The organism is Xanthomonas sp. NCPPB 1754 (assembly GCF_041475725.2).
GTDB lineage: Bacteria > Pseudomonadota > Gammaproteobacteria > Xanthomonadales > Xanthomonadaceae > Xanthomonas > Xanthomonas euvesicatoria.
The window spans coordinates 1709040-1730539 of record NZ_CM192982.1; the positions used below are offsets into that span (position 1 = coordinate 1709040).

The 21500-nt window shown below is 65.6% G+C and carries 18 protein-coding genes and 1 other RNA gene; 10 read left to right on the top strand and 9 right to left on the bottom strand.

The window, feature by feature from the left end; translation table 11 throughout:
• Positions 1–84: 84 nt before the first annotated feature.
• Positions 85–481: a transfer-messenger RNA gene (ssrA, locus tag ACCQ15_RS07570) on the bottom strand.
• Between the two features lie 135 nt (positions 482–616).
• Here ssrA and ACCQ15_RS07575 point away from each other — a divergent pair.
• A complete protein-coding gene (locus ACCQ15_RS07575; protein WP_372381389.1) occupies positions 617–3064 on the top strand; it encodes a S8 family serine peptidase in 2448 nt (815 codons plus the stop codon).
• Positions 3065–3228: 164 nt separating this feature from the next.
• Here ACCQ15_RS07575 and smpB read toward each other — a convergent pair whose 3' ends face one another.
• The gene (gene smpB, locus ACCQ15_RS07580; RefSeq protein ID WP_005913721.1) at positions 3229–3732 is read right to left on the bottom strand and encodes an SsrA-binding protein SmpB; all 504 of its coding nucleotides are present in this window, start codon (positions 3730–3732) and stop codon (positions 3229–3231) included.
• Between the two features lie 60 nt (positions 3733–3792).
• Between smpB and ACCQ15_RS07585 the strand changes: the two genes are divergently transcribed.
• Positions 3793–4224, top strand: coding sequence for a type II toxin-antitoxin system RatA family toxin (locus ACCQ15_RS07585; RefSeq protein ID WP_008577248.1), 432 nt, complete (start codon positions 3793–3795; stop codon positions 4222–4224).
• A 1-nt stretch (position 4225) separates the two neighbouring features.
• Complete coding sequence (locus ACCQ15_RS07590; RefSeq protein ID WP_008577246.1) at positions 4226–4513, top strand: RnfH family protein; 288 nt, start codon at positions 4226–4228, stop codon at positions 4511–4513.
• 268 nt (positions 4514–4781) lie between these two features.
• Here the strand turns inward: ACCQ15_RS07590 and ACCQ15_RS07595 are convergent, their stop codons facing one another.
• Positions 4782–5177, bottom strand: a complete 396-nt coding sequence (locus ACCQ15_RS07595) for an outer membrane protein assembly factor BamE (RefSeq protein ID WP_008577244.1) — start codon at positions 5175–5177, stop codon at positions 4782–4784.
• A gap of 104 nt (positions 5178–5281) precedes the next feature.
• Between ACCQ15_RS07595 and fur the strand changes: the two genes are divergently transcribed.
• A complete protein-coding gene (fur, locus tag ACCQ15_RS07600) occupies positions 5282–5692 on the top strand; it encodes a ferric iron uptake transcriptional regulator (RefSeq protein ID WP_005988392.1) in 411 nt (136 codons plus the stop codon).
• A 470-nt stretch (positions 5693–6162) separates the two neighbouring features.
• Here the strand turns inward: fur and recN are convergent, their stop codons facing one another.
• The gene (gene recN / locus ACCQ15_RS07605) at positions 6163–7827 is read right to left on the bottom strand and encodes a DNA repair protein RecN (RefSeq protein ID WP_372381390.1); all 1665 of its coding nucleotides are present in this window, start codon (positions 7825–7827) and stop codon (positions 6163–6165) included.
• A gap of 137 nt (positions 7828–7964) precedes the next feature.
• Between recN and hrcA the strand changes: the two genes are divergently transcribed.
• From hrcA to ACCQ15_RS07635, 6 genes are all read left to right on the top strand, one after another.
• Positions 7965–8996, top strand: a complete 1032-nt coding sequence (gene hrcA, locus ACCQ15_RS07610; RefSeq protein WP_008577240.1) for a heat-inducible transcriptional repressor HrcA — start codon at positions 7965–7967, stop codon at positions 8994–8996.
• Positions 8997–9094: 98 nt separating this feature from the next.
• On the top strand, positions 9095–9613 hold the full coding sequence (gene grpE, locus ACCQ15_RS07615) for a nucleotide exchange factor GrpE (protein ID WP_003483633.1): 519 nt from the start codon (positions 9095–9097) through the stop codon (positions 9611–9613).
• Positions 9614–9754: 141 nt separating this feature from the next.
• A complete protein-coding gene (dnaK, locus tag ACCQ15_RS07620; RefSeq protein WP_011346955.1) occupies positions 9755–11680 on the top strand; it encodes a molecular chaperone DnaK in 1926 nt (641 codons plus the stop codon).
• A gap of 160 nt (positions 11681–11840) precedes the next feature.
• Entirely contained in the window at positions 11841–12968 is a 1128-nt protein-coding gene (gene dnaJ / locus ACCQ15_RS07625) for a molecular chaperone DnaJ (protein ID WP_008577236.1), read from the top strand.
• A 524-nt stretch (positions 12969–13492) separates the two neighbouring features.
• Positions 13493–14401 (top strand): pyridoxal kinase, encoded by a 909-nt coding sequence (pdxY, locus tag ACCQ15_RS07630; protein WP_008577235.1) that lies wholly within the window; start codon positions 13493–13495, stop codon positions 14399–14401.
• On the top strand, positions 14398–15519 hold the full coding sequence (locus ACCQ15_RS07635; protein ID WP_122273089.1) for a prephenate dehydrogenase: 1122 nt from the start codon (positions 14398–14400) through the stop codon (positions 15517–15519). The genes pdxY and ACCQ15_RS07635 overlap by 4 nt, the downstream gene beginning before the upstream one ends.
• 174 nt (positions 15520–15693) lie before the next feature.
• On the opposite strand, the gene ACCQ15_RS07640 is transcribed toward ACCQ15_RS07635, so the two are convergent.
• The 5 genes from ACCQ15_RS07640 to ACCQ15_RS07660 all read right to left on the bottom strand — a co-directional run bounded on the left by ACCQ15_RS07640 (position 15694) and on the right by ACCQ15_RS07660 (position 21479).
• Positions 15694–15888: a hypothetical protein gene (locus tag ACCQ15_RS07640; protein ID WP_008577231.1), complete on the bottom strand. Its 195-nt coding sequence runs from the start codon at positions 15886–15888 to the stop codon at positions 15694–15696.
• A 444-nt stretch (positions 15889–16332) separates the two neighbouring features.
• Entirely contained in the window at positions 16333–17736 is a 1404-nt protein-coding gene (locus ACCQ15_RS07645) for a TolC family protein (RefSeq protein ID WP_011346959.1), read from the bottom strand.
• Complete coding sequence (locus tag ACCQ15_RS07650) at positions 17733–18818, bottom strand: efflux RND transporter periplasmic adaptor subunit (protein WP_011346960.1); 1086 nt, start codon at positions 18816–18818, stop codon at positions 17733–17735. Before ACCQ15_RS07650 ends, ACCQ15_RS07645 begins: the two co-directional genes overlap by 4 nt.
• Positions 18802–20490 carry an ABC transporter transmembrane domain-containing protein gene (locus ACCQ15_RS07655; RefSeq protein ID WP_011346961.1) on the bottom strand — a complete coding sequence of 563 codons (1689 nt, stop codon included), beginning with the start codon at positions 20488–20490 and terminating at the stop codon, positions 18802–18804. Before ACCQ15_RS07655 ends, ACCQ15_RS07650 begins: the two co-directional genes overlap by 17 nt.
• Before the next feature lie 89 nt (positions 20491–20579).
• Positions 20580–21479 (bottom strand): hydrogen peroxide-inducible genes activator, encoded by a 900-nt coding sequence (locus ACCQ15_RS07660; RefSeq protein WP_011346962.1) that lies wholly within the window; start codon positions 21477–21479, stop codon positions 20580–20582.
• Positions 21480–21500: the final 21 nt, after the last annotated feature.

The window sequence follows — 21500 nt, forward strand, 5'->3', positions numbered from 1 at the left end:
CTTGAAGGGGCATCGTTTGAGGCTCGTAAATCACCAGAAAACCTTGCAAAATCAAGCTACTTACGCTAGATTTGCAGGTGAGAATGGTGGAGGTGGGCGGAATCGAACCGCCGTCCGGAAGCACTCCATCCCCAGCACTACATGCTTAGCCCTCCGTTAGATCTCGTTTCCAGGCAGCACGGTTGGCAAAGCGCACCTGGAAACCAGCCTGCTTTATCTGACCGGTAGCTGACAGGCAGCCACTACCGATGGTTCCGTGATAATGACCCTACACCTACGAGCACGGGCACAAGTAGGTTCGGGGGTTCGCCTTAGGCGGCTGTAGAACTACAACTAAAGCCAATTAAGCGGCGATAGCGAAGTCCGAACCGTAGTTGTCATCGTTGGCAACTAAAAGTTTGCTGCTGGATTAACGAGGAAAGCTGCCCCCTCGGCATGCGCCAAGCGACTTCGCGACCCCCGTCGAAACCAGTGCACCCCCGGGGAAAGCAATAAAACGCTGACCGGGTCAGTGTAGGGATCGGCGCGCCCTGTCACAAGTGGTGAGATGCGCAACGCTTACAGTGGCTTCAGTCCCGTACCGAACGGAACAGTCTGCATACGAAGGAGCGACGCGATGGCGACAAGCAAGCCCCCACGTTCGAAACCTGCACGCGCGCTGCCGCGCAAGGCGGCTGCAAGCACGCAACAACCGGCGCGGCCGCGCGCTGCGCGTGCGCAGCAGGCCGAGGCCCAGGAGCCCGCGGCGACCCGCGTGCAGGGCAAGGCGCGCACGGTGATCTACATCCATGGCATCGGCAACAAGCCGCCGGCCGATGTGCTGCGTTGTCAGTGGGACAAGGCGTTGTTCGGGCGGCCCATGGGCGAGCGCACGCGGCTGGCGTACTGGGTCAATCGCGAGCGGTATCCAGTGGCCGAGCCGGGCAATTGCGACGCGCGCGATGTGGGGCCGGCGCTCAATCAAAGCGTGCAGCGCGCCTTGAGTACGCTTGGCCTGGTGCCGGGCGAACAGGACCTGCACCTGTTGGCAGACGCGCTGGCGCAGAGCGAGCAGGAACGCACCGATCTGCATCGGCTGCTGGACGAGCTTCAGGGCACGTCCGTGTCCGGCAGCGTGCAGGCCAAGGGCGCCATCGATGCGATCAACCGGGTGTTGCTGCGGCTGATTTCGGCTGCATTGTTGCAGGATGTGCATGACCTGTTCTTCGTGCCGGAACGTGCGGCGTTGATGCGCGAGAGTCTGGCGCAGCGGCTGCGCGCAGGGGGCGGGCCATTCGTGGTGGTGGCGCACAGCCAGGGGTCGATGATCGCCTTCGATGTGCTGCGCCAGCTGAAGGCCGCCGATTGCGAGGTCAGTTTGTTCCTCACCCTGGGTTCGCCACTGGGCTTGCCGCAGGTGCGCAGCATGTTCAAGCGCTGGACCGGCACGCGCAAATTGCCGTTTCCCGAGTGCGTACAGCGCTGGATCAATGTGGCCGAAACGCGCGACCCGATCGCGCTGGACCCGGACCTCACCGACGATATCGCCAATGCCAAAGGACGTTTCGAGAACCTGGCCGCTGCGCGTTTGAATCCGGATTGGCAGCACAACCCGCATTCGGCTTCGGGCTATCTGTCCATTCCGCAGGTGCGCGCCGCGGTGCGCCAAGCCGTGGGTGTGGGCTTCGATCAGCCGGTGTCCAATGCAGTGCTGATCAAGGACCTCAGCGAGCAGCTCGAAGCGCATGGCCCTGAGTACCGGCACGATGTGCTGATCGAGCTGGATCGGCGTGTGTTGGGGAACGACCCTGCCGGTGTGCGCGCATTGCTGTTGCAGCATGTGCGCGAAGTCGCTGCGCGTACCACCGGCCTGAGCGGCGATGCGCTGGATGAGGCGATCGAGCTGGAAGACAGCCTGCAGCGTTTCGTGTCTGCGCGGCTGACCCGATTCGAGATCGAGTCGCTGCAGGATCGCTACCGCGCGTTGGGCTTTCGGCGGGTGTGGCGCGATGCCGGAAAACGCGCGTTGATCCATGTGTCGGGCAATGTGCTGCATGCCGATGCGGCACGCACGGCGTATCGCGCACGCGGGCAGCAGATCGGTTGGGCGGTGATGGATACCGGCATCGTGGCCGATCACCCGCATTTTTTCGTCAAGGGTGAACGCGACACCGTGGTGGCACAGTGGGATTGCACGCGGCGCGGCGCGCCCAAACGGCTGACCCGCGCCGATGGCACGGCGTTTACCCGGCTCGATCGGCATGGCCACGGCACGCATATCGCCGGCATCATCGCCGGCCAGTGCCGCGCGTCGATCCCGGAGGCGGGCGGCACGCCCGGCCGTCCTCTGGAATTTTCCGGCATGGCGCCGGATACCCAGCTGTATGGCTTCAAGGTGCTCGACAATGCCGGAAACGGCCGCGATTCGTGGACGATCAAGGCAGTGCAGCAGGTGGCCGACATCAACGAGCGTGGCGGCGAGCTGGTCATCCATGGCGTCAATCTGAGCCTGGGCGGCTGCTTCGACCCGGAGAGCTACGGTTGCGGGTTTACGCCGTTGTGCAACGAATTACGCCGGCTGTGGCGGCAAGGCGTGCTGGTGGTGGTCGCGGCCGGCAACGAAGGCCTGGCCTGGTTGATGCGTAACGACGGTGACGCATATGCCGCCAACATGGATCTGTCGATCAGCGACCCGGGCAATCTGGAAGACGCCATCGTGGTCGGCTCAGTGCACAAGAGCAGCCCGCACAACTATGGCGTGTCGTATTTTTCCTCGCGCGGGCCGACCGCCGACGGCCGCAGCAAGCCGGATGTGGTCGCGCCAGGGGAGAAGATCCTGTCGGCCTACTACGACTTCGACCCGAACGACCCGACCAGCCTGATGGTGGAGATGAGCGGCACCAGCATGGCCGCACCGCATGTCTCCGGCGTGCTGGCCGGCTTCCTGTCGGCGCGCCGCGAGTTCATCGGCTTCCCCGATCGGGTCAAGCAACTGCTGCTGGATACCTGCACCGACCTGCAGCGCGACCGCTATGTGCAGGGCAGGGGAGTGCCGAATTTGATGCGGATGCTGGGAGCGACGTGATCCGGAGCCGTGAGTCGGGATTGGGGATTGGAGATTGGGGATTGGCAAGAGCGGTGTGGCTTAGCCTCGCCGCTCTGCAGGTGTGGATCGCAGGACAGCAGTGCAAAAGGCCACGCACAGCCGCTCTAACCAATCCCTAATCCCGAATCACCAATCCCCGCTCATCACGCATCGCGGTTATGCCGCCGCATCACGCGCTGCTTGTCGCGCTGCCAGTCGCGGTCCTTGGCGGCGTCGCGCTTGTCGTGATTCTGCTTGCCCTTGGCCAGGGCGATTTCCAGCTTGACCTTGTTGCTGCTCCAGTACAGCGCGGTAGGCACCAGGGTGTAGCCTTCGCGCTCCACGCGGGTGAGCACCTTGTCGATCTCGGCCCGGTGCAGCAGCAGTTTACGGTCGCGCCGTTCCACTGGCACCGTGTGGGTGGAGGCCTGGATCAGCGGCGTGATCTGTGCGCCGATCAGGTAGATCTCGCCGGAGCGCACATAGGCATAGCCGTCGACGATGTTGGCGCGGCCGGCGCGGATCGCCTTGACCTCCCAGCCCTGCAGTGCCAGGCCGGCTTCGTAGCGTTCTTCCAGGTGGTATTCGTGGCGCGCACGCTTGTTCAACGCGATGGTTTTCGTGGCCTTCGCGCCGTTTGCTTTATCCTTGGTCTGTTTCTTGCTCATCCGCCCATTGTCGCCGATTCGGTGTCGTCAAACGATCTTCCGTCTTTCACAAGTTAGCGAATGCCTACCATCCGTCGCAGCGCCCTGGTCGAACACAGCGCCTCCCGCATGTTCGATCTGGTCAATGATGTCGCCGCCTATCCGCGCCGCTTCGGCTGGTGCGACGCTGCCAATGTGCTCGAGCAGGACCAGGCGCACATCGTGGCGCGCCTGGATTTGGGGCTGGGGTCGTTCCGCACCTGGTTCACCACCGAGAACATCCTTGAACGCCCGGAGCGCATCGTCATGCACCTGCGCGATGGCCCGTTCAAGCGCCTGGAAGGCCTGTGGGAGTTCCAGGCGCTGGGCGAGGGCGCCTGCAAGGTGAGTCTGACCCTGGAGGTCGAAACCAGCTCGCGGCTGCTTGGCCCGGCGCTGGCGCTGGGGTTTCAGGGCCTGGCCGATCGCATGGTCAATGATTTCGTGCGCGTCGCCGACCGCGGCGACGTCTAGGTTGCGCAGCGGCATGCGCATCGAAGTCGTGCTGGCCTGGCCGGATCGCTACAGCTCGGTACACCTGGAATTGCCTGAAGGCGCAACGGTGGCCGAAGCCGTTGCCATGTCCGATCTGGCGGTGGAGCGGGCCCCCGCCGCGTATGCGGTGCACGGGCTGATCGCGCGGCCGGAGCAGGGGTTGCGCGACGGCGACCGGGTCGAATTGCTCAGGCCGCTGTTGCTGGATCCGAAGGAAGCCCGCCGCAGGCGTGCCGGACCAAGCAAGAAAGCCGGCCCCAACCGCTAGCGATTGCCAGCGCTGCGACGACGCAGACTCGCTGCAAAGCCATCGCTGCTGACGGCGTGTCTCGAAGAATCAGCCGTATTGGTTGAGTTCGAACGAGCGCGCTTGGACTAAGACATGCGACAGACAGCACGATCGATCGGTCCTGGGAGTCAGCGCTGTAGAGTCACTGAAGCGCTCTGTTGGCATCGGGCAAAACGAAAAACGCATCCGTTCGAAGGGATGCGTTTTGGGTCCGATCAGGCGATCACGACACCGCCCGGTAACCGCATCAACGGCCGCGTTGCTTCTTCTTGTCGCGGGCCAGGTTGCGGCCGAACTGCTTGGGCGCGGCTTTGGCCAGTTGCTCGTCCTGCGACGGGAAATAGTCGCCTTCCCAGCGTGCGACCTGTTCGTTCTCGAAGAACACGGTGAAATTCTTGATCTCGGTACGCGCCAGACGGTCCACGCGCTGCGTGGAGGTGTAGTCCCAGCGCTGAGCATGGAACGGGTCGGGGATCGAGGGCGTGCCCAGCAACGCACTGACCTGCTGCTTGCTCTGGCCTACCTGCAGTTGCTCCACGGCGTTCTGTTTGATCAGATTGCCCTGGTAGATCGGCTGCTTGTAGATGATGCCGCAGCCAGCGGTGGAAAGAGCAATGGCGGCGACCAGCAGGAGATTACGCATCGGGGATTAAGTGCTGAGGAAATCACGCCGATGATACACTTCCGCCGGTCGCCGCGACCCGTTTGATGGCAGCTGGCGCTAAATCGCCAATGAACGGAGAACGTATGGAAACCCACGACCTGCGCAAAGTCGGGCTCAAGGTGACCCATCCGCGCATGCGGATCCTGGAACTGCTCGAACAGAAGAGCAATCAGCATCACCTCAGCGCAGAAGACATCTATCGCCAACTGCTCGATCACGGCGACGAGATCGGGCTGGCGACGGTCTACCGGGTGCTGACCCAGTTTGAGGCGGCCGGCCTGGTGCTGAAGCACAATTTCGAAGGCGGGCAGGCCGTCTACGAGCTGGACCGCGGCGGTCATCACGATCATATGGTGGACGTGGATACCGGTCATGTGATCGAGTTCGAGAGCGAGGAAATCGAGGCGCTGCAGCGCCAGATCGCCGCCAAGCATGGCTACGAACTGGAAGAGCACTCGCTGGTGCTGTACGTGCGCAAGAAGCGTCCGCGCTGAGCTGGGTGTCCCCGTGCAGCCATGAATGTTACAAGGCGGCCCAGGCCGCCTTGTGCGTTCTGGGGGCGTGTTGGCGGATTCGATGCACGACCTTCCCACATCCGCCCTTCGGGCACCTTCCCCTGCGAGCGGGAGTAAGCAAGCCTTGTCGGCGAATGCTGGGGCTTGGCTGGCGGGGAGGGAGCGGGTCAGCTGAGCGAGGAAACCTCGCTGACGAGGGCCGGCAGTTGTGTCAGTGGAAAGGCGCCTCTCGCAAGCGGACGAAGGTCGCGGGGCCGCCCAGGCTGCCTGAGTGCATGGAGACGGCCTAGGGGAGCTCCACGTGGCCGATTGGTAGCGGCAACCCATGCATCGACAGGGTCGGTGGGCCATGCGTGATTACCCCTACCGGCGCACCGGCGCAGCAGCACCAACAGTGCCGGCTGCCCTGATCAAGCCCTTCGCACTGGCTTGCGAACGACCGGCCCCGCTCAGGCGCTCTGCAGCAGCTTGCGGGCGGCCGCGCGCGCTTCCTTGCTCACTTCCACGCCACCCAGCATGCGTGCCAATTCTTCCTGGCGGGCCTGCGGGCCGAGCAGTTCGACCGCACTCTGGGTCATGCCGTCCACCGGCGCCTTGCTGACCCGGTAATGCGCGTGGCCCTTGGCGGCGACCTGCGGCAAGTGGGTGACGCACAGCACCTGGCGCTCTTCGCCCAGCGCGCGCAGCTTCTGCCCGACGATGTCGGCCACCGCGCCGCCGATGCCCGAATCCACTTCGTCGAACACCATGGTGGGCACGCTGTCCAGGCCCAGCGCCGCCACTTCGATGGCCAGCGAAATGCGCGACAGCTCGCCGCCGGAGGCGACCTTGCGCAAAGCGCGCGGGGGCTGCCCGGCGTTGGCGGCGACCAGGAATTCCACCCGTTCGGCGCCATTGGGGTCCGGCCGGGGGCTCTCGTGCGGCTGTAGCTGGATCAGGAACTGCCCGCCGCCCATGCCCAACTCGCCGATCAGCGCGGTGGTCGCGGCCGACAACGCCTCGGCGGCGGCGGTGCGGCTGTCGCTGAGCACGCCGGCCGCGCTGCGCCAGGCGCCGGTGGCGATTTCGATGTGCTTGTCGAGCTGCTGCAGGCGCTCGTCGGCGCCGCGCAGGCTCTCGACTTCGGCGCTCAGGTGGTCGCGATGCGCGGCCAGTTCGTCCGGCGTGACGCGGTGTTTGCGGGCCAGGTCGTGCAGGCGGCCGAGGCGGCGCTCCATCGCCTCGAACTGGGCCGGGTCGGCCTCCAGGTCGTCGCGCACGCGGTCGAGCAGGGCCAGCGCTTCCCCGATCTGGATCACGGCGCTGTCCAGCAGCGCGTCCACTTCGGCCAGCCGCGGTTCGTGTTCGGCCACGCGCGACAAATCGTGGCGGCTGTCCTGCAACAGGCCCAGGGCACTGGCGCCGTCGTCGCCGTTGAGCTGCTGGGCGACGCTGTCGCAGGCACCGATCAGCGCGGTGGCATGGGCCTGGCGGCGGTGATTGACGTCCAGTGCGGCAATCGCGGCCGGATCCAGGTCCTCGCGTTCCAGTTCGGCCAGTTGGTGTTCCAGAAAGCCGATCCGGTCGGAGACATCGCCCTGCGCGGAGAGCGCATCGCGCTCGTCCAGCAGCGCCTGCCAGCGTTGGCTGGCCTGGCGCACCTGCTCGCGCTGGGCGCTGTTGCGGGCGTAGGCATCGAGCAGGGCGAGCTGGCTGTGCCGGGCCATCAGCGCCTGGTGCTCGTGCTGGCCGTGGATTTCGACCAGTCTCGAGGCCAGTTCCGCCAGTTGCGAGGAAGTGACCGGGCGGCCATTGATCCACGCGCGCGAGCCGCCGTCGGCGCGGATGATCCGGCGCAGCTGGCATTGCGCCTCGTCGTCGAGTTCGTTGTCGGCCAGCCAGCGCAGCCCGGGATGCTCGGCCGGCAGCTGGAATTCGGCCGACAGTTCGGCGCGCTCGGCGCCATGACGGACCACGCCGCTGTCGGCGCGCAGGCCGGACAGAAAGCCCAGCGCGTCCACCATCAGCGACTTGCCGGCGCCGGTTTCGCCCGATACCACGGTCATTCCCGGCCCGAATTCCAGTTCGGTGGCACGGACAACGGCGAAATCCTTGATCGAGAGGTGTCTGAGCATGAGGTCGAGTGTGAACGCTTTGGGAAAGCTTAGGGTGGCAGGGGTAGACGGGGAATCGGACGCTTGCCATCCCCGGGGCCAGACATTATCTATGCGCTGTCTCACCGGATGATCCCATGCGCGCGTCCCAGTCCCCAATGCTCGACCCCCGCGCCCGCCAGTTGCTGCGCACCCTGATTGCGCGCTACATCCGCGACGGCGAGCCGGTGGGGTCAAAGACGCTGGCCCAGCATGCGGGGCTGGACGTCAGCCCGGCCACCATCCGCAATATCCTGGCCGACCTGGAAGACGTCGGCCTGCTCAGCTCCCCGCATACCTCGGCCGGACGCGTGCCCACTGCGCATGGCTACCGGGTGTTCGTTGACAGCCTGGTGCAGATGCAGCCGCCTGGCGAAGAGGAAGTCCGCCGCCTGCGCGCGGAGCTGGCCAGCGGCAACGGCACGCAATCGTTGCTGGGCAGCGCCTCGCAGATGCTGTCGGCGATGAGCCACTTCGTCGGCGTGGTCAGCGCGCCGCGCCGCGAGCAGTTCGCGTTCCGGCATATCGACTTCGTGGCGCTGGATGCGCGCCGCGTGCTGGCGATCCTGGTGTTTGCCGACAACGAGGTGCAAAACCGCGTGATCGAGCCGCGCCGCGCTTACGAGCCGGCCGAGCTGGAACGGGTGGCCAATTACCTCAATGCGCAGTTCGCCGGGCGCGCGCTGGCCGACATCCGCGCCTGCCTACTGCGCGAGCTGCGCATGGCCAAGAGCGAGATGGAACAACTGCTGGCGCACAGCGTGGACCTGGCCAGCGAGGCGCTGGTACCGGCCGATGCCGAGGACATGGTGATGGCCGGGCAGACCCGGCTGATGGGCGTGCAGGACCTGTCGGATCTGGATCGCCTGCGCGAACTGTTCGAGGCCTTCGCCAGCAAACGCGAGATCCTGCAGCTGCTCGAACGCACCATCCAGGCGCCGGGCGTGCGCATCTTCATCGGCGAAGAAACCGGCATGGTGTCGCTGGAAGACGTCTCGCTGGTCACTGCACCTTACGCCGCCAATGGCCAGGTGCTGGGCGTGCTGGGGGTGATCGGGCCCAAACGCATGGCCTACGACCGGCTGATTCCGCTGGTGCAGACCGCCGCCGACGTGCTGGGCGCGGCCATGGAGTCGCCCGGTACGCGATAACCGGCATCGATCGGCGCGATGCTTTGCTTGAAACGCGCGCGGGCGCCCATATACGGGGTGACGTTGGGGCGGGCGTTCCGCTTGCCCGGGAACTGCATATGAACCAAGACCACCCCGAATTCGACTCCGAAGACCTGTCCCAGAACCCGCCCGAGACCGATCCGCTCAAGGCCGAGATCGAATCGCTGCGCAGCGAGATCGCCCTGGTCAAGGCCGATGCCCTGCGCGAGCGCGCCGACCTGGAAAACCAGCGCAAGCGTATCGCCCGCGACGTGGAAAACGCGCGCAAGTTCGCCAACGAGAAGCTGCTCGGCGAACTGCTGCCGGTGTTCGACAGCCTGGACGCGGGACTCACCGCCGCCGGCACCGAGCCCAGCCCGCTGCGCGACGGCCTGGACATGACCTACAAGCAATTGCTCAAGGTGGCCGCGGACAACGGCCTGACCCTGCTCGATCCGGTCGGCCAGCCGTTCAACCCGGACCAGCACCAGGCGATCAGCCAGGGCGAGGCCGAGGGCGTTGCGCCGGGCCACGTCGTGCAGGTTTTCCAGAAGGGCTACCTGCTCAACGATCGCCTGCTGCGCCCGGCCCTGGTGGTCGTGGCCAAGCACGACTGAACCGCAGCGCCGGCTGAACTGCCAGGCGCAGGCATGAAACACAGATGTGCGCCGGTGGCTTGAACACCTGCGCACCACCCCCACATCTCAGCCAGACCCGGCGTCGCCGGACACAGCTACAGAATCATCAGGAGCGTATCCATGGGCAAGATCATTGGTATTGACCTCGGCACCACGAACTCGTGCGTGTCGATCATGGACGGCGGCAAGGCCCGCGTCATCGAAAACTCCGAGGGCGATCGCACCACGCCTTCGATCGTCGCCTACACCAAGGACGGCGAAGTGCTGGTCGGCGCCTCGGCCAAGCGCCAGGCCGTGACCAACCCGAAGAACACCTTCTACGCGGTGAAGCGCCTGATCGGCCGCAAGTTCACCGATGGCGAAGTGCAGAAGGACATCTCGCACGTGCCGTACGGCATCCTGGCGCACGACAACGGCGATGCCTGGGTGCAGACCAGCGATGCCAAGCGCATGGCGCCGCAGGAAATCTCCGCGCGCGTGCTGGAAAAGATGAAGAAGACCGCCGAAGACTTCCTCGGCGAGAAGGTCACCGAGGCAGTGATCACCGTGCCGGCGTACTTCAACGACAGCCAGCGCCAGGCCACCAAGGATGCCGGTCGCATCGCCGGTCTGGACGTCAAGCGCATCATCAACGAGCCGACCGCCGCAGCCCTGGCCTATGGCCTGGACAAGAACGGCGGCGACCGCAAGATTGCCGTCTACGACCTGGGCGGCGGTACCTTCGACGTGTCGATCATCGAGATCGCCGAAGTCGATGGCGAAAAGCAGTTCGAAGTGCTGGCCACCAACGGCGACACCTTCCTGGGCGGCGAAGACTTCGACAACCGCGTCATCGAGTATCTGGTCGACGAATTCAACAAGGACCAGGGCATCGACCTGCGTAAGGATCCGCTGGCGCTGCAGCGCCTGAAGGACGCCGCAGAGCGCGCCAAGATCGAGCTGTCGTCCAGCCAGCAGACCGAAGTGAACCTGCCGTACGTCACCGCCGATGCGTCGGGCCCGAAGCACCTCAACATCAAGTTGACCCGTGCCAAGCTCGAAGCGCTGGTGGAAGACTTGGTCAAGAAGTCGATCGAGCCGTGCCGCACCGCGTTGAACGACGCTGGCCTGCGCGCCAGCGACATCAACGAAGTGATCCTGGTCGGCGGCCAGACCCGCATGCCGAAGGTGCAGCAGGCGGTTGCCGATTTCTTCGGCAAGGAACCGCGCAAGGACGTCAACCCGGACGAGGCGGTGGCCGTGGGTGCGGCGATCCAGGGCGGCGTGCTGGCCGGCGACGTCAAGGACGTGCTGCTGCTGGACGTGACCCCGCTGTCGCTGGGTATCGAGACCATGGGCGGCGTGTTCACCAAGATCATCGAAAAGAACACCACCATTCCGACCAAGGCCTCGCAGACCTTCTCCACCGCCGAAGACAACCAGTCGGCCGTGACCGTGCATGTGTTGCAGGGTGAGCGCGAGCAGGCCCGCTTCAACAAGTCGCTGGCCAAGTTCGACCTGTCCGGCATCGAGCCGGCGCCGCGCGGCATGCCGCAGGTAGAAGTGTCCTTCGACATCGACGCCAACGGCATCCTGCACGTGTCGGCCAAGGACAAGAAGACCAACAAGGAACAGAAGGTCGAGATCAAGGCCGGTTCGGGTCTGTCGGACGAAGAGATCCAGCGCATGGTCGCCGACGCGGAAGCCAACCGCGAAGAAGACAAGAAGTTCCAGGAGCTGGTGCAGGCCCGCAACCAGGCCGATGGTCTGATCCACGCCACCCGTACCGCGATCACCGAGCATGGCAGCAAGGTCGGTGGCGATGTGATCGGCAAGGTGGAAGCGGCGCTGTCGGATCTGGAAACCGCCATGAAGGGCGACGACAAGGCGCAGATCGAAGCACGCACCAAGACGCTGGAAGAAGCCGGCCAGTCGTTGTACGCAGCAGCTGCGGCGGCAGAGCAGGGCGGTAACGCCGATGCGGCCAGCGGCAACGCACAGGCCTCCAAGGCCGCCGACGACGTGGTGGACGCCGAGTTCACCGAGGTCAAGGACGACAAGAAGTAAGCCGTGATTTGGGAGTCGGGAGTGGGGATTGGCAAGCGCTAAAGCTTGCCGATTCCCGTCCCGATATCCTTAACGCGTCGCGTCGCCAGGGCGGACCAGCACACGCTGTCCGCTTTTGCGTTTCAACGAATCTCAAATCACGAATCCCGAATCCCGGCTTATGAGCAAACGCGATTACTACGAAGTGCTGGGCGTTGCCCGTGGCGCCAGCGACGAGGAGCTGAAGAAGGCGTACCGGCGCTGTGCGATGAAGCACCACCCGGACCGCAATCCTGGCGACGCGGCTGCCGAAGCGGCGTTCAAGGAATGCAAGGAAGCCTACGAGGTGCTGTCCGATGGCAATAAGCGGCGCGCCTACGACGCGCACGGCCATGCGGCCTTCGAGCACGGCATGGGCGGTGGCGGTGGGCCGGGTGGCCCGGACATGGGAGATATCTTTGGCGATATCTTCGGCAATATTTTCGGCGGTGGCGCCGCCGGTCCGCGCGCTGCGCGACGTGGTGCCGACGTTGGTTATGTCCTGGAACTGGATCTGGAAGAAGCTGTCGCCGGCATCGAGCGCCGCATCGAGATTCCGACGCTGGTCGAATGCGCGCCCTGTCACGGCAGCGGTTCGGAAGACGGCAAGGTCGAGACCTGCGGTACCTGCCATGGGCGCGGCCAGGTGCGCATCCAGCGCGGCATTTTCGCCATGCAGCAGAGCTGCCCGCATTGCGACGGGCGCGGTACGCTGATCCAGAACCCCTGCAAGACCTGCCACGGTGCCGGTCGCGTGGAAGAAGACAAGGTGCTGTCGATCAAGGTGCCCGCCGGCGTGGATACCGGCGACCGGATTCGTCTTGCAGGCGAAGGCGAGGCCGGCCCGGCCGGCACGCCGCCGGGCGATCTGTATGTGGAAGTGCGGGTGCGCGAGCATGCGATCTTCCAGCGCGACGGCGACGATCTGCATTGCGAGGTGCCGATCCGCATTTCGCAGGCCGCGCTCGGCGATACCGTGCGCGTGGCGACCCTAGGCGGCGAAGCGGAGATCCGCATCCCGGCCGAGACCCAGACCGGCAAGTTGTTCCGTCTGCGCGGCAAGGGCGTGCGTTCGGTGCGCAGCCGTAGCGAAGGCGATCTGTATTGCCGCGTGGTGGTGGAGACCCCGGTCAATCTCACCGCCGACCAGCGCGAACTGCTGCAGCAGTTCGAAGCGACGTTCACCGGCGAGGATGCACGCAAGCATTCGCCCAAGTCGGCCACCTTCATCGACGGCGTCAAGGGGTTTTGGGATCGGATGACGTCCTGACCCAGGCGGCGTGATGTCACGATGGCCCGGCGTGCGGCTTGCTGCGCGTCGGGCTCTTTTTTGGGTTGTCCCGAAGGCTGCCCGCGATGCGGCCGACGCGTTGAAGTTGCGGACGCAACGCGATGTCAGCGTGAGAATTGCCGGGGCAGCTGCGCGCGTTTCAGTAGCGCCACTGCGAGATCTCCAGCGACATCTCCGCACATCGCACGTGTGTGTTTGACGCGTCGTCATTGCCTTCAGACGCAGCACGCTGTCGCCCGCAACGCGAGGCAACGCCAGTCCTTGATCGTGCAGTTCGGCCATTGGCCTGCAGCATCGGTCGAGCGTCTTTTGGCGTCTCACCTTGCTCAACGAGCGTATTGCCACTCACGCTGCGCCGGCGGGCTTGGGCATCTGGCCATGATGTGTTCAAGACCAGGGGCGTGCTGTTAGGCAGTGCCCACTGCCGGTGATGCCGTTCCTCCACGACATCCTGGCAAGGTTACGCGGATAATCGGTGCCATCTCTCCAGCATGGTCGCCCGCATGAGCGATGCAACCGACAGCCACCTCGTCCATGGTCGCCGCCAGCGTCCGGACGGCCCTTCGCCGATCGACGTGATTTCGGTGCAATCGCAATTGGTCTATGGCCATGCCGGCAACAGCGCTGCGGTGCCGCCGCTGCGCGCGCTGGGACTGCGTGTGGCCGAAGTACCCACCACGTTGCTGAGCAACGCGCCGTTTTACGCGACCCTGCGCGGGCGCATCCTGCCAGCCGACTGGCTGGCGGATTTGTTGCTGGGCGCCACCGAACGTGGCTTGCCGCAGCGTGCACGCATGCTGGTGTCCGGATATTTCGGCAGCCTGGCCAACGGCGAAGCCTTCGCCGACTGGCTGGAGCAGACCTTGCCGCAGGCCCCGCAGCTGCGTTATTGCCTGGACCCGGTGATTGGCGACACGCACACCGGCCCATATGTGGAACCCGGGCTGGAGCGCGTGTTCGCCGAGCGTCTGCTGCCGCACGCCTGGCTGGTGACGCCCAACGCGTTCGAGTTGGGGCGGTTGACCGGCTTGCCGAGCCTGCAGCAGGACGAGGCCATCGCCGCCGCGCGCGCGTTGCTGGCACGTGGGCCGCAATGGGTACTTGCACACAGCGTGGCCGGTGCCGCAGGTGAGCTGGTGACCTTGGCAGTCAGCGATGCGGCGGTGTATCGCTGGGCCAGCCCGCACCTGCCGGTCGATGTGGCAGGCACCGGCGATGTGCTGATGGCGCTGCTGATTGGCTTTCTGTTGCGCGATGTGCCGTTCGAGCAGGCGGTGGGACACGCGCTCAGCGGCGTGCATGGCGCGCTGGAAGCGACGCTGGCCGCAGGTTTCGAGGAGTTCGACGTGCTGGCCGCGGCGCCGGCCGCACTTGCTGGGACGCCGCGATTTGCCGTCGAGCGATTGGCATGATCGCGCAGCCGGTGGTCGGCATCGTCGGCATCGCCGGCGCGTACGGGCGCTGGCTGGCGCAGTTCCTGCGCACGCGCATGCAGCTGGACGTGATCGGGTTCGATCCGGCCGACAGCGGCAGCATGGACGAAGCCACACTGGCGCAGCGTGCTGACGTACTGATTTTCGCCGCGCCGATTCGCCATACCGCCGCATTGATCGAGCGGTATGTGGCACTCGCCGGCGCACGCGCTGCCGCGCAGCTGTGGCTGGATGTCACCTCGATCAAACAGGCACCGGTCGCGGCAATGCTGACCTCGCAGGCGGACGTGGTCGGCCTGCATCCGATGACCGCACCGCCAAAATCGCCGACCTTGAAAGGGCGCGTGATGGTGGTCTGCGAAGGGCGGCTGCAGCGCTGGTCGGCGTGGGTGCAGAACTTGTGCAGCGCGCTGCAGGCCGAATGCGTGTATGCAACGCCGGAGCACCATGACCGCGTGATGGCGCTGGTGCAGGCGATGGTACACGCCACTCACCTAGCGCAGGCCGGCACCCTGCGCGACTACGCACCGCTGCTGGGCGAGCTGCGCGCACTGATGCCGTACCGCTCGGCATCCTTTGAACTGGATACCGCGGTGATCGCGCGCATTCTCTCGCTGAACCCCTCGATCTACGAAGACATCCAGTTCGGCAACCCGTATGTGGGCGAGATGCTCGACCGGTTGCTGCAGCAGCTGCAGCAACTGCGTGCCTTGGTGGCGCGGGGCGACGATGCTGCGCGTGCGCAGTTCCGCACCCAGTTCCTGCACGACAACGCGCAAGCCTTGCAGCACGACGCGCTTGCGGCAGGCAATTACACCTACGAGCGCGTGGGCTACCTGCTGGCCGATCTCACCGAGCCGTTGACACTGAGCGTGTATCTGCCCGAAGACCAGCCCGGCTCGCTGCGCGCCTTGCTGCATGTGTTCGAGCGGCATGGAGTGAACCTGTCTTCGATCCACTCGTCGCGCACGCCGGTTGGCGAACTGCATTTCCGGATTGGCTTTGAGGTGGCGAGCGATCGTGCCGCATTGGCGCAGGCAGCGACCGAGATCGACCGAAGCGGGATCGGCCGGGTGCTGGAGCGTTCCGGCAGCTAGTGGCGTGACCAAGCCCGCCCCAACGCGGTCGAATTCATCCACACAGGGTGTGGATGAAACTTGCACAAGCGTGTGGATAACTGCGCACGGCCCTTGCAGCGCAAGGGTCGGGCAGTGGGTGGTCAAAATTTGACCAGGCTGTGAGGTGACGAAGCGCGGGTTTGGCTGCCGTACCTAGAGCGCGGAAAGGCGTAGCTCGCCGCCGTCGGTCACAAACCGCTGCCCCTGACGTTGCAGATGTCGACCGTCGGGAAGCTCGTAACGCGGTGCCGACTGCGGGTTTGCACGCGGTTGTTGCTCGTCGCGAAATTCGATGATGACGTAAGGCTCGCCATCTGCACCGATTGCGGGAAATTGCCGGAAAGACATACGCACCTCCGAAAGTTCCTGAGTTTGCAGTGCATCGCGATGGACTGCACGCCCGGCGCCGAGCCGGTATGGCGAGCATGCGCATGCAGGTGTTACCCAGATGTCGATATGCGGTGAGGTGTGCGAGCCCTGCTGGTTGAGCTCGTCAGGCGCGGTGGCGACAGTGTTTGGCCACGCCGACAAGCGGCTGAGTACGCGTGCGTGGCATGGACGGCTGCCTGGGAGTGATGGGGCAGGCAGCTGCAACCTCGGGTTCGACCACGCGCCAAGCGCGCTGAAGCGTCGCTGGGCGTAATCAGCCAGCCACCTGCGTGACGGTTGCGTACGTGCGTGCGCTGCGTACGCATTGCTTGAATCCACGGATGCCGCTGCGGCATCGCGAAGTCACTCGCACAACCGCGCGATTGCCCGGCATCACCGCCTGCCCGGCGCGCAGCCGAGCGGTCAACGACTCAACTGCAAGGCATCCCGGTCGGCGGTGGCCGCCGCCAGTTCGGCACGCGCAGAGGCGATGCGCGCCTGCGCATCGATCAGGCGTACGCGCGCGTCGTTGGCGGTTTCCTCGCGCTGGTTGACCAGGAAAAAGTCACCCGAGCCCAGCTCGAAGCGCCGCCGCTCGGCCGCGGCCAGGCGGTCTGCCAAGCCGCGTTCCTCATCGGCGATCTTGGCCAGCCGCTCGGCGGCATTGAGCGAGATGACGATCGATTCGACCTCGATCGAAATCTGGTCGCGTAGAAAACGGCTGCGCTGATCCAGCGCTTCGATCTCGGCACGCGCTTCGGCCACGCGGCCCCTGGCGGCGCGGTTTTCCAGCGGCACGCTGAAACGGAAGCCGATGATGGCGTCGGTCAGCGACCGGTTCGGGCCGCCGACGCCGGGCGGGCCCAGATCCTTGCTGACTTCCACGCTGACATCCAGGCGTGGTTTGAGATCGTTCTGGGCCAGCATCAGCCGTGCGGTGGCCTGGTCGATGCGGGTCAGCACGGCGCGGTAATCCGGGCGCTCCACCGGCGCGGTGATCTTGCTGGCGCCGGCCAGTCCTTCCAGCGCCGAGGTGTCGGCCGGCAGGCGTTCGGCGGACACGATCAGCGGCATGCCGGCCTCGTCGCGCAAATACAGCGACAAGGCGTTGGCCGCATTGGCGAAGTCCTGTTCCGCGCGCACCACCAAGGCGCGACGACGCACCAGATTCTGGTCGTTTTCGGTCAGCAGGATGGTGGGTCGCGCACCGAGCGTGACCTGGCGCGAAATCGCATTGCGCCGTTGCTCGGCCAGTTGCAGCAGCTCGTTGTAGGCGCGCAACTTCAGCCCGGCGGCGACCCAGTTCTGGTAGGCATCCACGGCGCGCCGCTGCACGCCGATGGCCACCATTTCCGCCTCGTACTTGGCCACATCGATATCGGTGCTGGCGATACTGCGCTTGGTGCGGCGTTCGTCGATCACGCGGTCGCGCAGCAGCGCGTACAGCGCGCCGACCTTCACTTCGCCGCCGCGATCGGTATAGGACTTGTCCTCGTAGATCGGGAAGGAGCCACGCGAGGAGCGGTAGCCACCGTAGTAATAGCCGCCGTTCTCTTCGAACGGCCGCTTGACCCCGGTTTCGATCGTACTGCCGTCGTAATAGCCGGCCTCGCGCGAGCGGCCCTCGATGTCGAACACCGTGTCGAAGGCGCCATCGGCCGAGATGCCCTTGCCTTCGGCCTGGCGCACCTTCGCCAGCGCTTCGACGATCTGCGGTGCCGAGCGTGCCGAGGACTGCAGCACCTCATCCAGCGTCAGCGCAGCGGCCTGGGCGAATGCCGCACCGGGGCTGAGTGCGATCAACAGGACGACAAGACGGCCGATCATTTCTTACCCGTCGCTTCGTCTTCGGACTTGGGTGCGGCCGGCTTGGCCTTGCTCTCTTCCTGCGTGGCCGCAGCCGGGCGCCGTCCGAATTCCAAGGGGAAGTTGTTGAGCTGGCGCCACAGTTCGTAGCCGACCTTGACCGTTTCGCCCTGCACCCAGCCGCGCACCTTGCCGCCCTGGCGGGCGAATTCCTGCGCCGGCCATGCCGGCTTGCCCGGCATCGGCTCCACCAGGATGCGGAACAGCCCATCGGGCGCGGCGTTGGGGTCGATGGCGCGCACCCGGCCGTCGAACATGCCGTGCGCCACCGACGGCCAACCGCTGAACTGGATCGCCGGCCAGCCTTCGAATTCCAGCCGCACCGGGCGGCCGGGGCGGATCAGCGGCACGTCGCGGCCGTCGATATACAGCTCGACCGCGCGTTCCACCCGTTCCGGCGCGATCACCGCCAGCACGGTGCCCGGCGAGACCATGGCGCTGCCGCTGGCGGCATTGAGCTGCTGCACGCGGCCGTCGCGCGGGGCGCGCACCAGCTGTGCAGACTGGCGATTCAGCTGGATGTCGATGCGGGTCAGCTTGGCGCGCGATTCGGCCAGCTTGGCGTCGGCTTCGGCCACCTTGATCTGGGTCAGCTCGTAGTCGCGGCGTCCGGCCAGGCCTTCGGCCAGCAATTGCCTGCTACGCGCCACATCGATGCTGGCCACTGCACGCGACTGCTGGATGGCGGCGATTTCCGCCTGCGCCTGCGCGCGCTCGCTGGCCAGGCGGGTGAGCAGGTCCGGGTCCAGATCGCCGACACGCGCGATCGGGTCGCCCTTGGAAACATGCTGGCCGTCATGCACGTACCAGCGCTCGACGCGGCCCGGCACGAAGGCGGTGACCGGTTGCTGACGGTCGCTGGGATCCAGCGAGACGACCTGGCCTTTGCCACTGGCGGTCTGCACCCACGGCGCCAGTGCCAGGATCGCCGCGGCGATGCCGATGCCGATCAACAGCATCCAGGCGACCGCCTTGGCGATGCTGGGCGGACGCATTGCCGCCAGGGTCGGGAAATGCGCCATGCGATCAGGGGCGTGCGGCATGCGGCACCTCCTGCGTGGATGCGATCAACTCGGCGCGTGTGGCGTAGCGTTGCTGGCGCTCCGGCTCCAGCCGGAACCAGCCATCCAGGGTGATGTCCTCCGGCCGCCCGGTGCACAGCAGCACCGTGGTTCCTGCATCCTTCAAGCGTCGCAGGACCTGGGTTAGGCGCTCGGCCGGGATCAGGTCGTACAGCTGCGACAGCATCAGCACGCGCGGGCGCACCAACAGTGCATTGGCCAGCTTCAGCGCCATGACCTCGCCAATCCACAGCGGGAACCCGGAGGCAGCAAGCCGGGTGTCCAGGCCTTGCGGCAACGCGGCGATGCGCGCGCGCAGGCCCACCGTATCGATGGCTTGCAGCATCGCTTCGGACGTCACATCGGCCGAGGCCATTGCCAGGTATTCGCGAATGGTGACCTCCACGATGGTCGGGCGGTCGAGCACGGTGACTTCCGAACGCAGCAGGTACATATCGAACGTGGCCATGTCCGCACCACCCACCATCACCAGCCCGCGGTCGGGAACGACGTGGCGCTTGAGCACCATGGCCAGCAGGCGCTCGGCGCCGCCATCGGCCAGCGTGACCAGCTGCTCGCCGGCTTCCAGCGCGAAATCGAAACGCGCGCCCTCGATCACCACCCCATCCAGGCGTACCCCGCTGTTGCGCGGCGCCTCGCCGGCGGCAAGCACCGGGCGTTCCTGGGGGATGGCGTACAGCAGCGACAACTCCTCCGCGCTGGCCACCAGGTCGTAGAACGTGTCCAGGTAGCTGCCCAGCTGTGCAATGCCGTAGAACACTGCGCTCAGGATCAGTTCGGCTGCCACCAGCTGGCCGATCGACAGCTCGCCGCGCAGGATCAGGCTGCCGCCCAGCGCCAGCAGCGCCGCGCTGGCCACTGCATAGGTGAGCAGGAATGCCAGCGTCTGGGTGAAGGTGTAGCGGAAATGGCGCCGATGCCGGTCGACATAGTCGGCGGTCACCTTTTCCGAGCGATCCATGGCGAAGTTGAGATGGCGGCTGGATTTATAGAACCCGTTGGAGCCGCCGACGCTTTCCAGCCAATGCGCGGCGTTGTGTTTGGCCTGGCTCAGTTCGACCGCCGAGCGGATCGAACCGCGCGACCAGATCATCCAGATCGAGAAGATGGTCAGCAGCAGCAGCGCGTTGAAGCCGAGGAAAAACGGGTGATAGAAGCTGGTGACGATCAAGCCGACCGCCGACTGCAGCACGATGGTGAACGCACCGACCGCCAGGCTGGGCACTGCCTTTTGCACCACCACCAGATCGAAGTAGCGGTTGAATACATCGCCGCGGTTCTGGTCGGCGAAGAACGGATTTTGCGCATGTACCGCGCGCACGGTGATTTCCGCCACCACGCGTGCGAACAGGCGACGTTCGAACAGCGCCATCACCCACACCCGCATCGCGCTCAGTGCCGCCACCAGCAGCAGCAGGCCCAGCAGCAGGCCGGACAAGGTCCACAGCGGCGTGGGCAGCGCGGTGTTGGCAACGCTGTTGATCAGCAACTGCACCGAGATCGGCGTGGCCAGCGACAGCAGGCTGATCGCAACGCCGTACACCAGGGTCAGGCGCACATACGGCATGTCCGGGCCAACAACTTCCGTCAGCCAGCTCGCCGCTTCCCGCCATCCAATCCGCTTGGCCGCCATTCGATATCCGTTGATGAGTTCAGTGAAGCATTGACGAGTTGCCGGCCCGCAAACAAGGCCATCGCGCTTATGTGCCGCATAGGATTTTCCTATGCAGCCACCGCGCGCAACAGATTGGCGATCAAACCGAAGGCCGGTGCGCGACCGGCACCCTGGCGCCAGAGCAGACCGATCTCCCTATAGTAGCGCCCGCCTTTGACCGGCCGCACCACCACGTCGTCGCCTTCGCGGATTTCCTGGCGCACGTACAGGTCCGGGAGCAAGGCAAGACCCATGCCCATGCCGGCCATCTGGCGGATCGCGTCCAGGCTGGTGCCTTCGTAATCGCGCAAGACATTGGCGCCCACGTCCATGGCGATCGCGGCAACCTGTTCTGCCAATCGGTATTCCGGCATCAAGGTCAGCAAGTTGGCACCGCGCAGATCGGCCGGGGTGATGCAGGCCTTGGTGCGCAGCGGATGATCGGCCGCCATGGTCACATGCAGCAGTTCGCGAAACAGCCGCTCGCTGTGCAGGCCGCGGCCGGCCACCGGCAGTTGCGCGAGGACCAGATCGTGCGTGCCGCTGCTCAGGTCGGCGGCGAGTGCGGTTGGCAGGCCTTCGCGCACGTGCACGCGCAGGGCCGGATGCTCGCGATGCAGACGTGCCACCAGGCTGGGCATCAGATAGGCGCCGAGCGTGGGCGAGACGCCAAGGCGAATGGTGCCGATCAAGGTATCGGCGGCGGTGGCGCGGACCTCTTCCAGATCGGTGACATCGAGCAGGATGCTGCGTGCGCGGTCGAGCAGCTCGCGACCGAGCGGGGTCAGGATCGCCTGCGCGCCGCGCTCGAACAGCGGCGCACCGATGATCGCTTCCAACGCGCGGATCTGCTGCGACAACGATGGCTGCGAGACGCCCATCTGCTCGGCGGCACGGGTAAAGCTGCCGGTATCGGCCAGCGCGACGAAATAGCTCAGCTGGCGAAGGGTGGTTCTGGGGCGGGGCATGGGGTCACATCGGATTGCGTG

What these genes read in the sequence shown, in the direction of transcription:
- ACCQ15_RS07575 (WP_372381389.1), top strand. Translation starts at nt 617, where the DNA reads ATGGCGACAAGCAAGCCCCCACGTTCGAAACCTGCACGCGCGCTGCCG.
- smpB (WP_005913721.1), bottom strand. Translation starts at nt 3,732, where the DNA reads ATGAGCAAGAAACAGACCAAGGATAAAGCAAACGGCGCGAAGGCCACG.
- ACCQ15_RS07585 (WP_008577248.1), top strand. Translation starts at nt 3,793, where the DNA reads ATGCCTACCATCCGTCGCAGCGCCCTGGTCGAACACAGCGCCTCCCGC.
- ACCQ15_RS07595 (WP_008577244.1), bottom strand. Translation starts at nt 5,177, where the DNA reads ATGCGTAATCTCCTGCTGGTCGCCGCCATTGCTCTTTCCACCGCTGGC.
- fur (WP_005988392.1), top strand. Translation starts at nt 5,282, where the DNA reads ATGGAAACCCACGACCTGCGCAAAGTCGGGCTCAAGGTGACCCATCCG.
- recN (WP_372381390.1), bottom strand. Translation starts at nt 7,827, where the DNA reads ATGCTCAGACACCTCTCGATCAAGGATTTCGCCGTTGTCCGTGCCACC.
- hrcA (WP_008577240.1), top strand. Translation starts at nt 7,965, where the DNA reads ATGCTCGACCCCCGCGCCCGCCAGTTGCTGCGCACCCTGATTGCGCGC.
- grpE (WP_003483633.1), top strand. Translation starts at nt 9,095, where the DNA reads ATGAACCAAGACCACCCCGAATTCGACTCCGAAGACCTGTCCCAGAAC.
- dnaK (WP_011346955.1), top strand. Translation starts at nt 9,755, where the DNA reads ATGGGCAAGATCATTGGTATTGACCTCGGCACCACGAACTCGTGCGTG.
- dnaJ (WP_008577236.1), top strand. Translation starts at nt 11,841, where the DNA reads ATGAGCAAACGCGATTACTACGAAGTGCTGGGCGTTGCCCGTGGCGCC.
- pdxY (WP_008577235.1), top strand. Translation starts at nt 13,493, where the DNA reads ATGAGCGATGCAACCGACAGCCACCTCGTCCATGGTCGCCGCCAGCGT.
- ACCQ15_RS07635 (WP_122273089.1), top strand. Translation starts at nt 14,398, where the DNA reads ATGATCGCGCAGCCGGTGGTCGGCATCGTCGGCATCGCCGGCGCGTAC.
- ACCQ15_RS07640 (WP_008577231.1), bottom strand. Translation starts at nt 15,888, where the DNA reads ATGTCTTTCCGGCAATTTCCCGCAATCGGTGCAGATGGCGAGCCTTAC.
- ACCQ15_RS07645 (WP_011346959.1), bottom strand. Translation starts at nt 17,736, where the DNA reads ATGATCGGCCGTCTTGTCGTCCTGTTGATCGCACTCAGCCCCGGTGCG.
- ACCQ15_RS07650 (WP_011346960.1), bottom strand. Translation starts at nt 18,818, where the DNA reads ATGCCGCACGCCCCTGATCGCATGGCGCATTTCCCGACCCTGGCGGCA.
- ACCQ15_RS07655 (WP_011346961.1), bottom strand. Translation starts at nt 20,490, where the DNA reads ATGGCGGCCAAGCGGATTGGATGGCGGGAAGCGGCGAGCTGGCTGACG.
- ACCQ15_RS07660 (WP_011346962.1), bottom strand. Translation starts at nt 21,479, where the DNA reads ATGCCCCGCCCCAGAACCACCCTTCGCCAGCTGAGCTATTTCGTCGCG.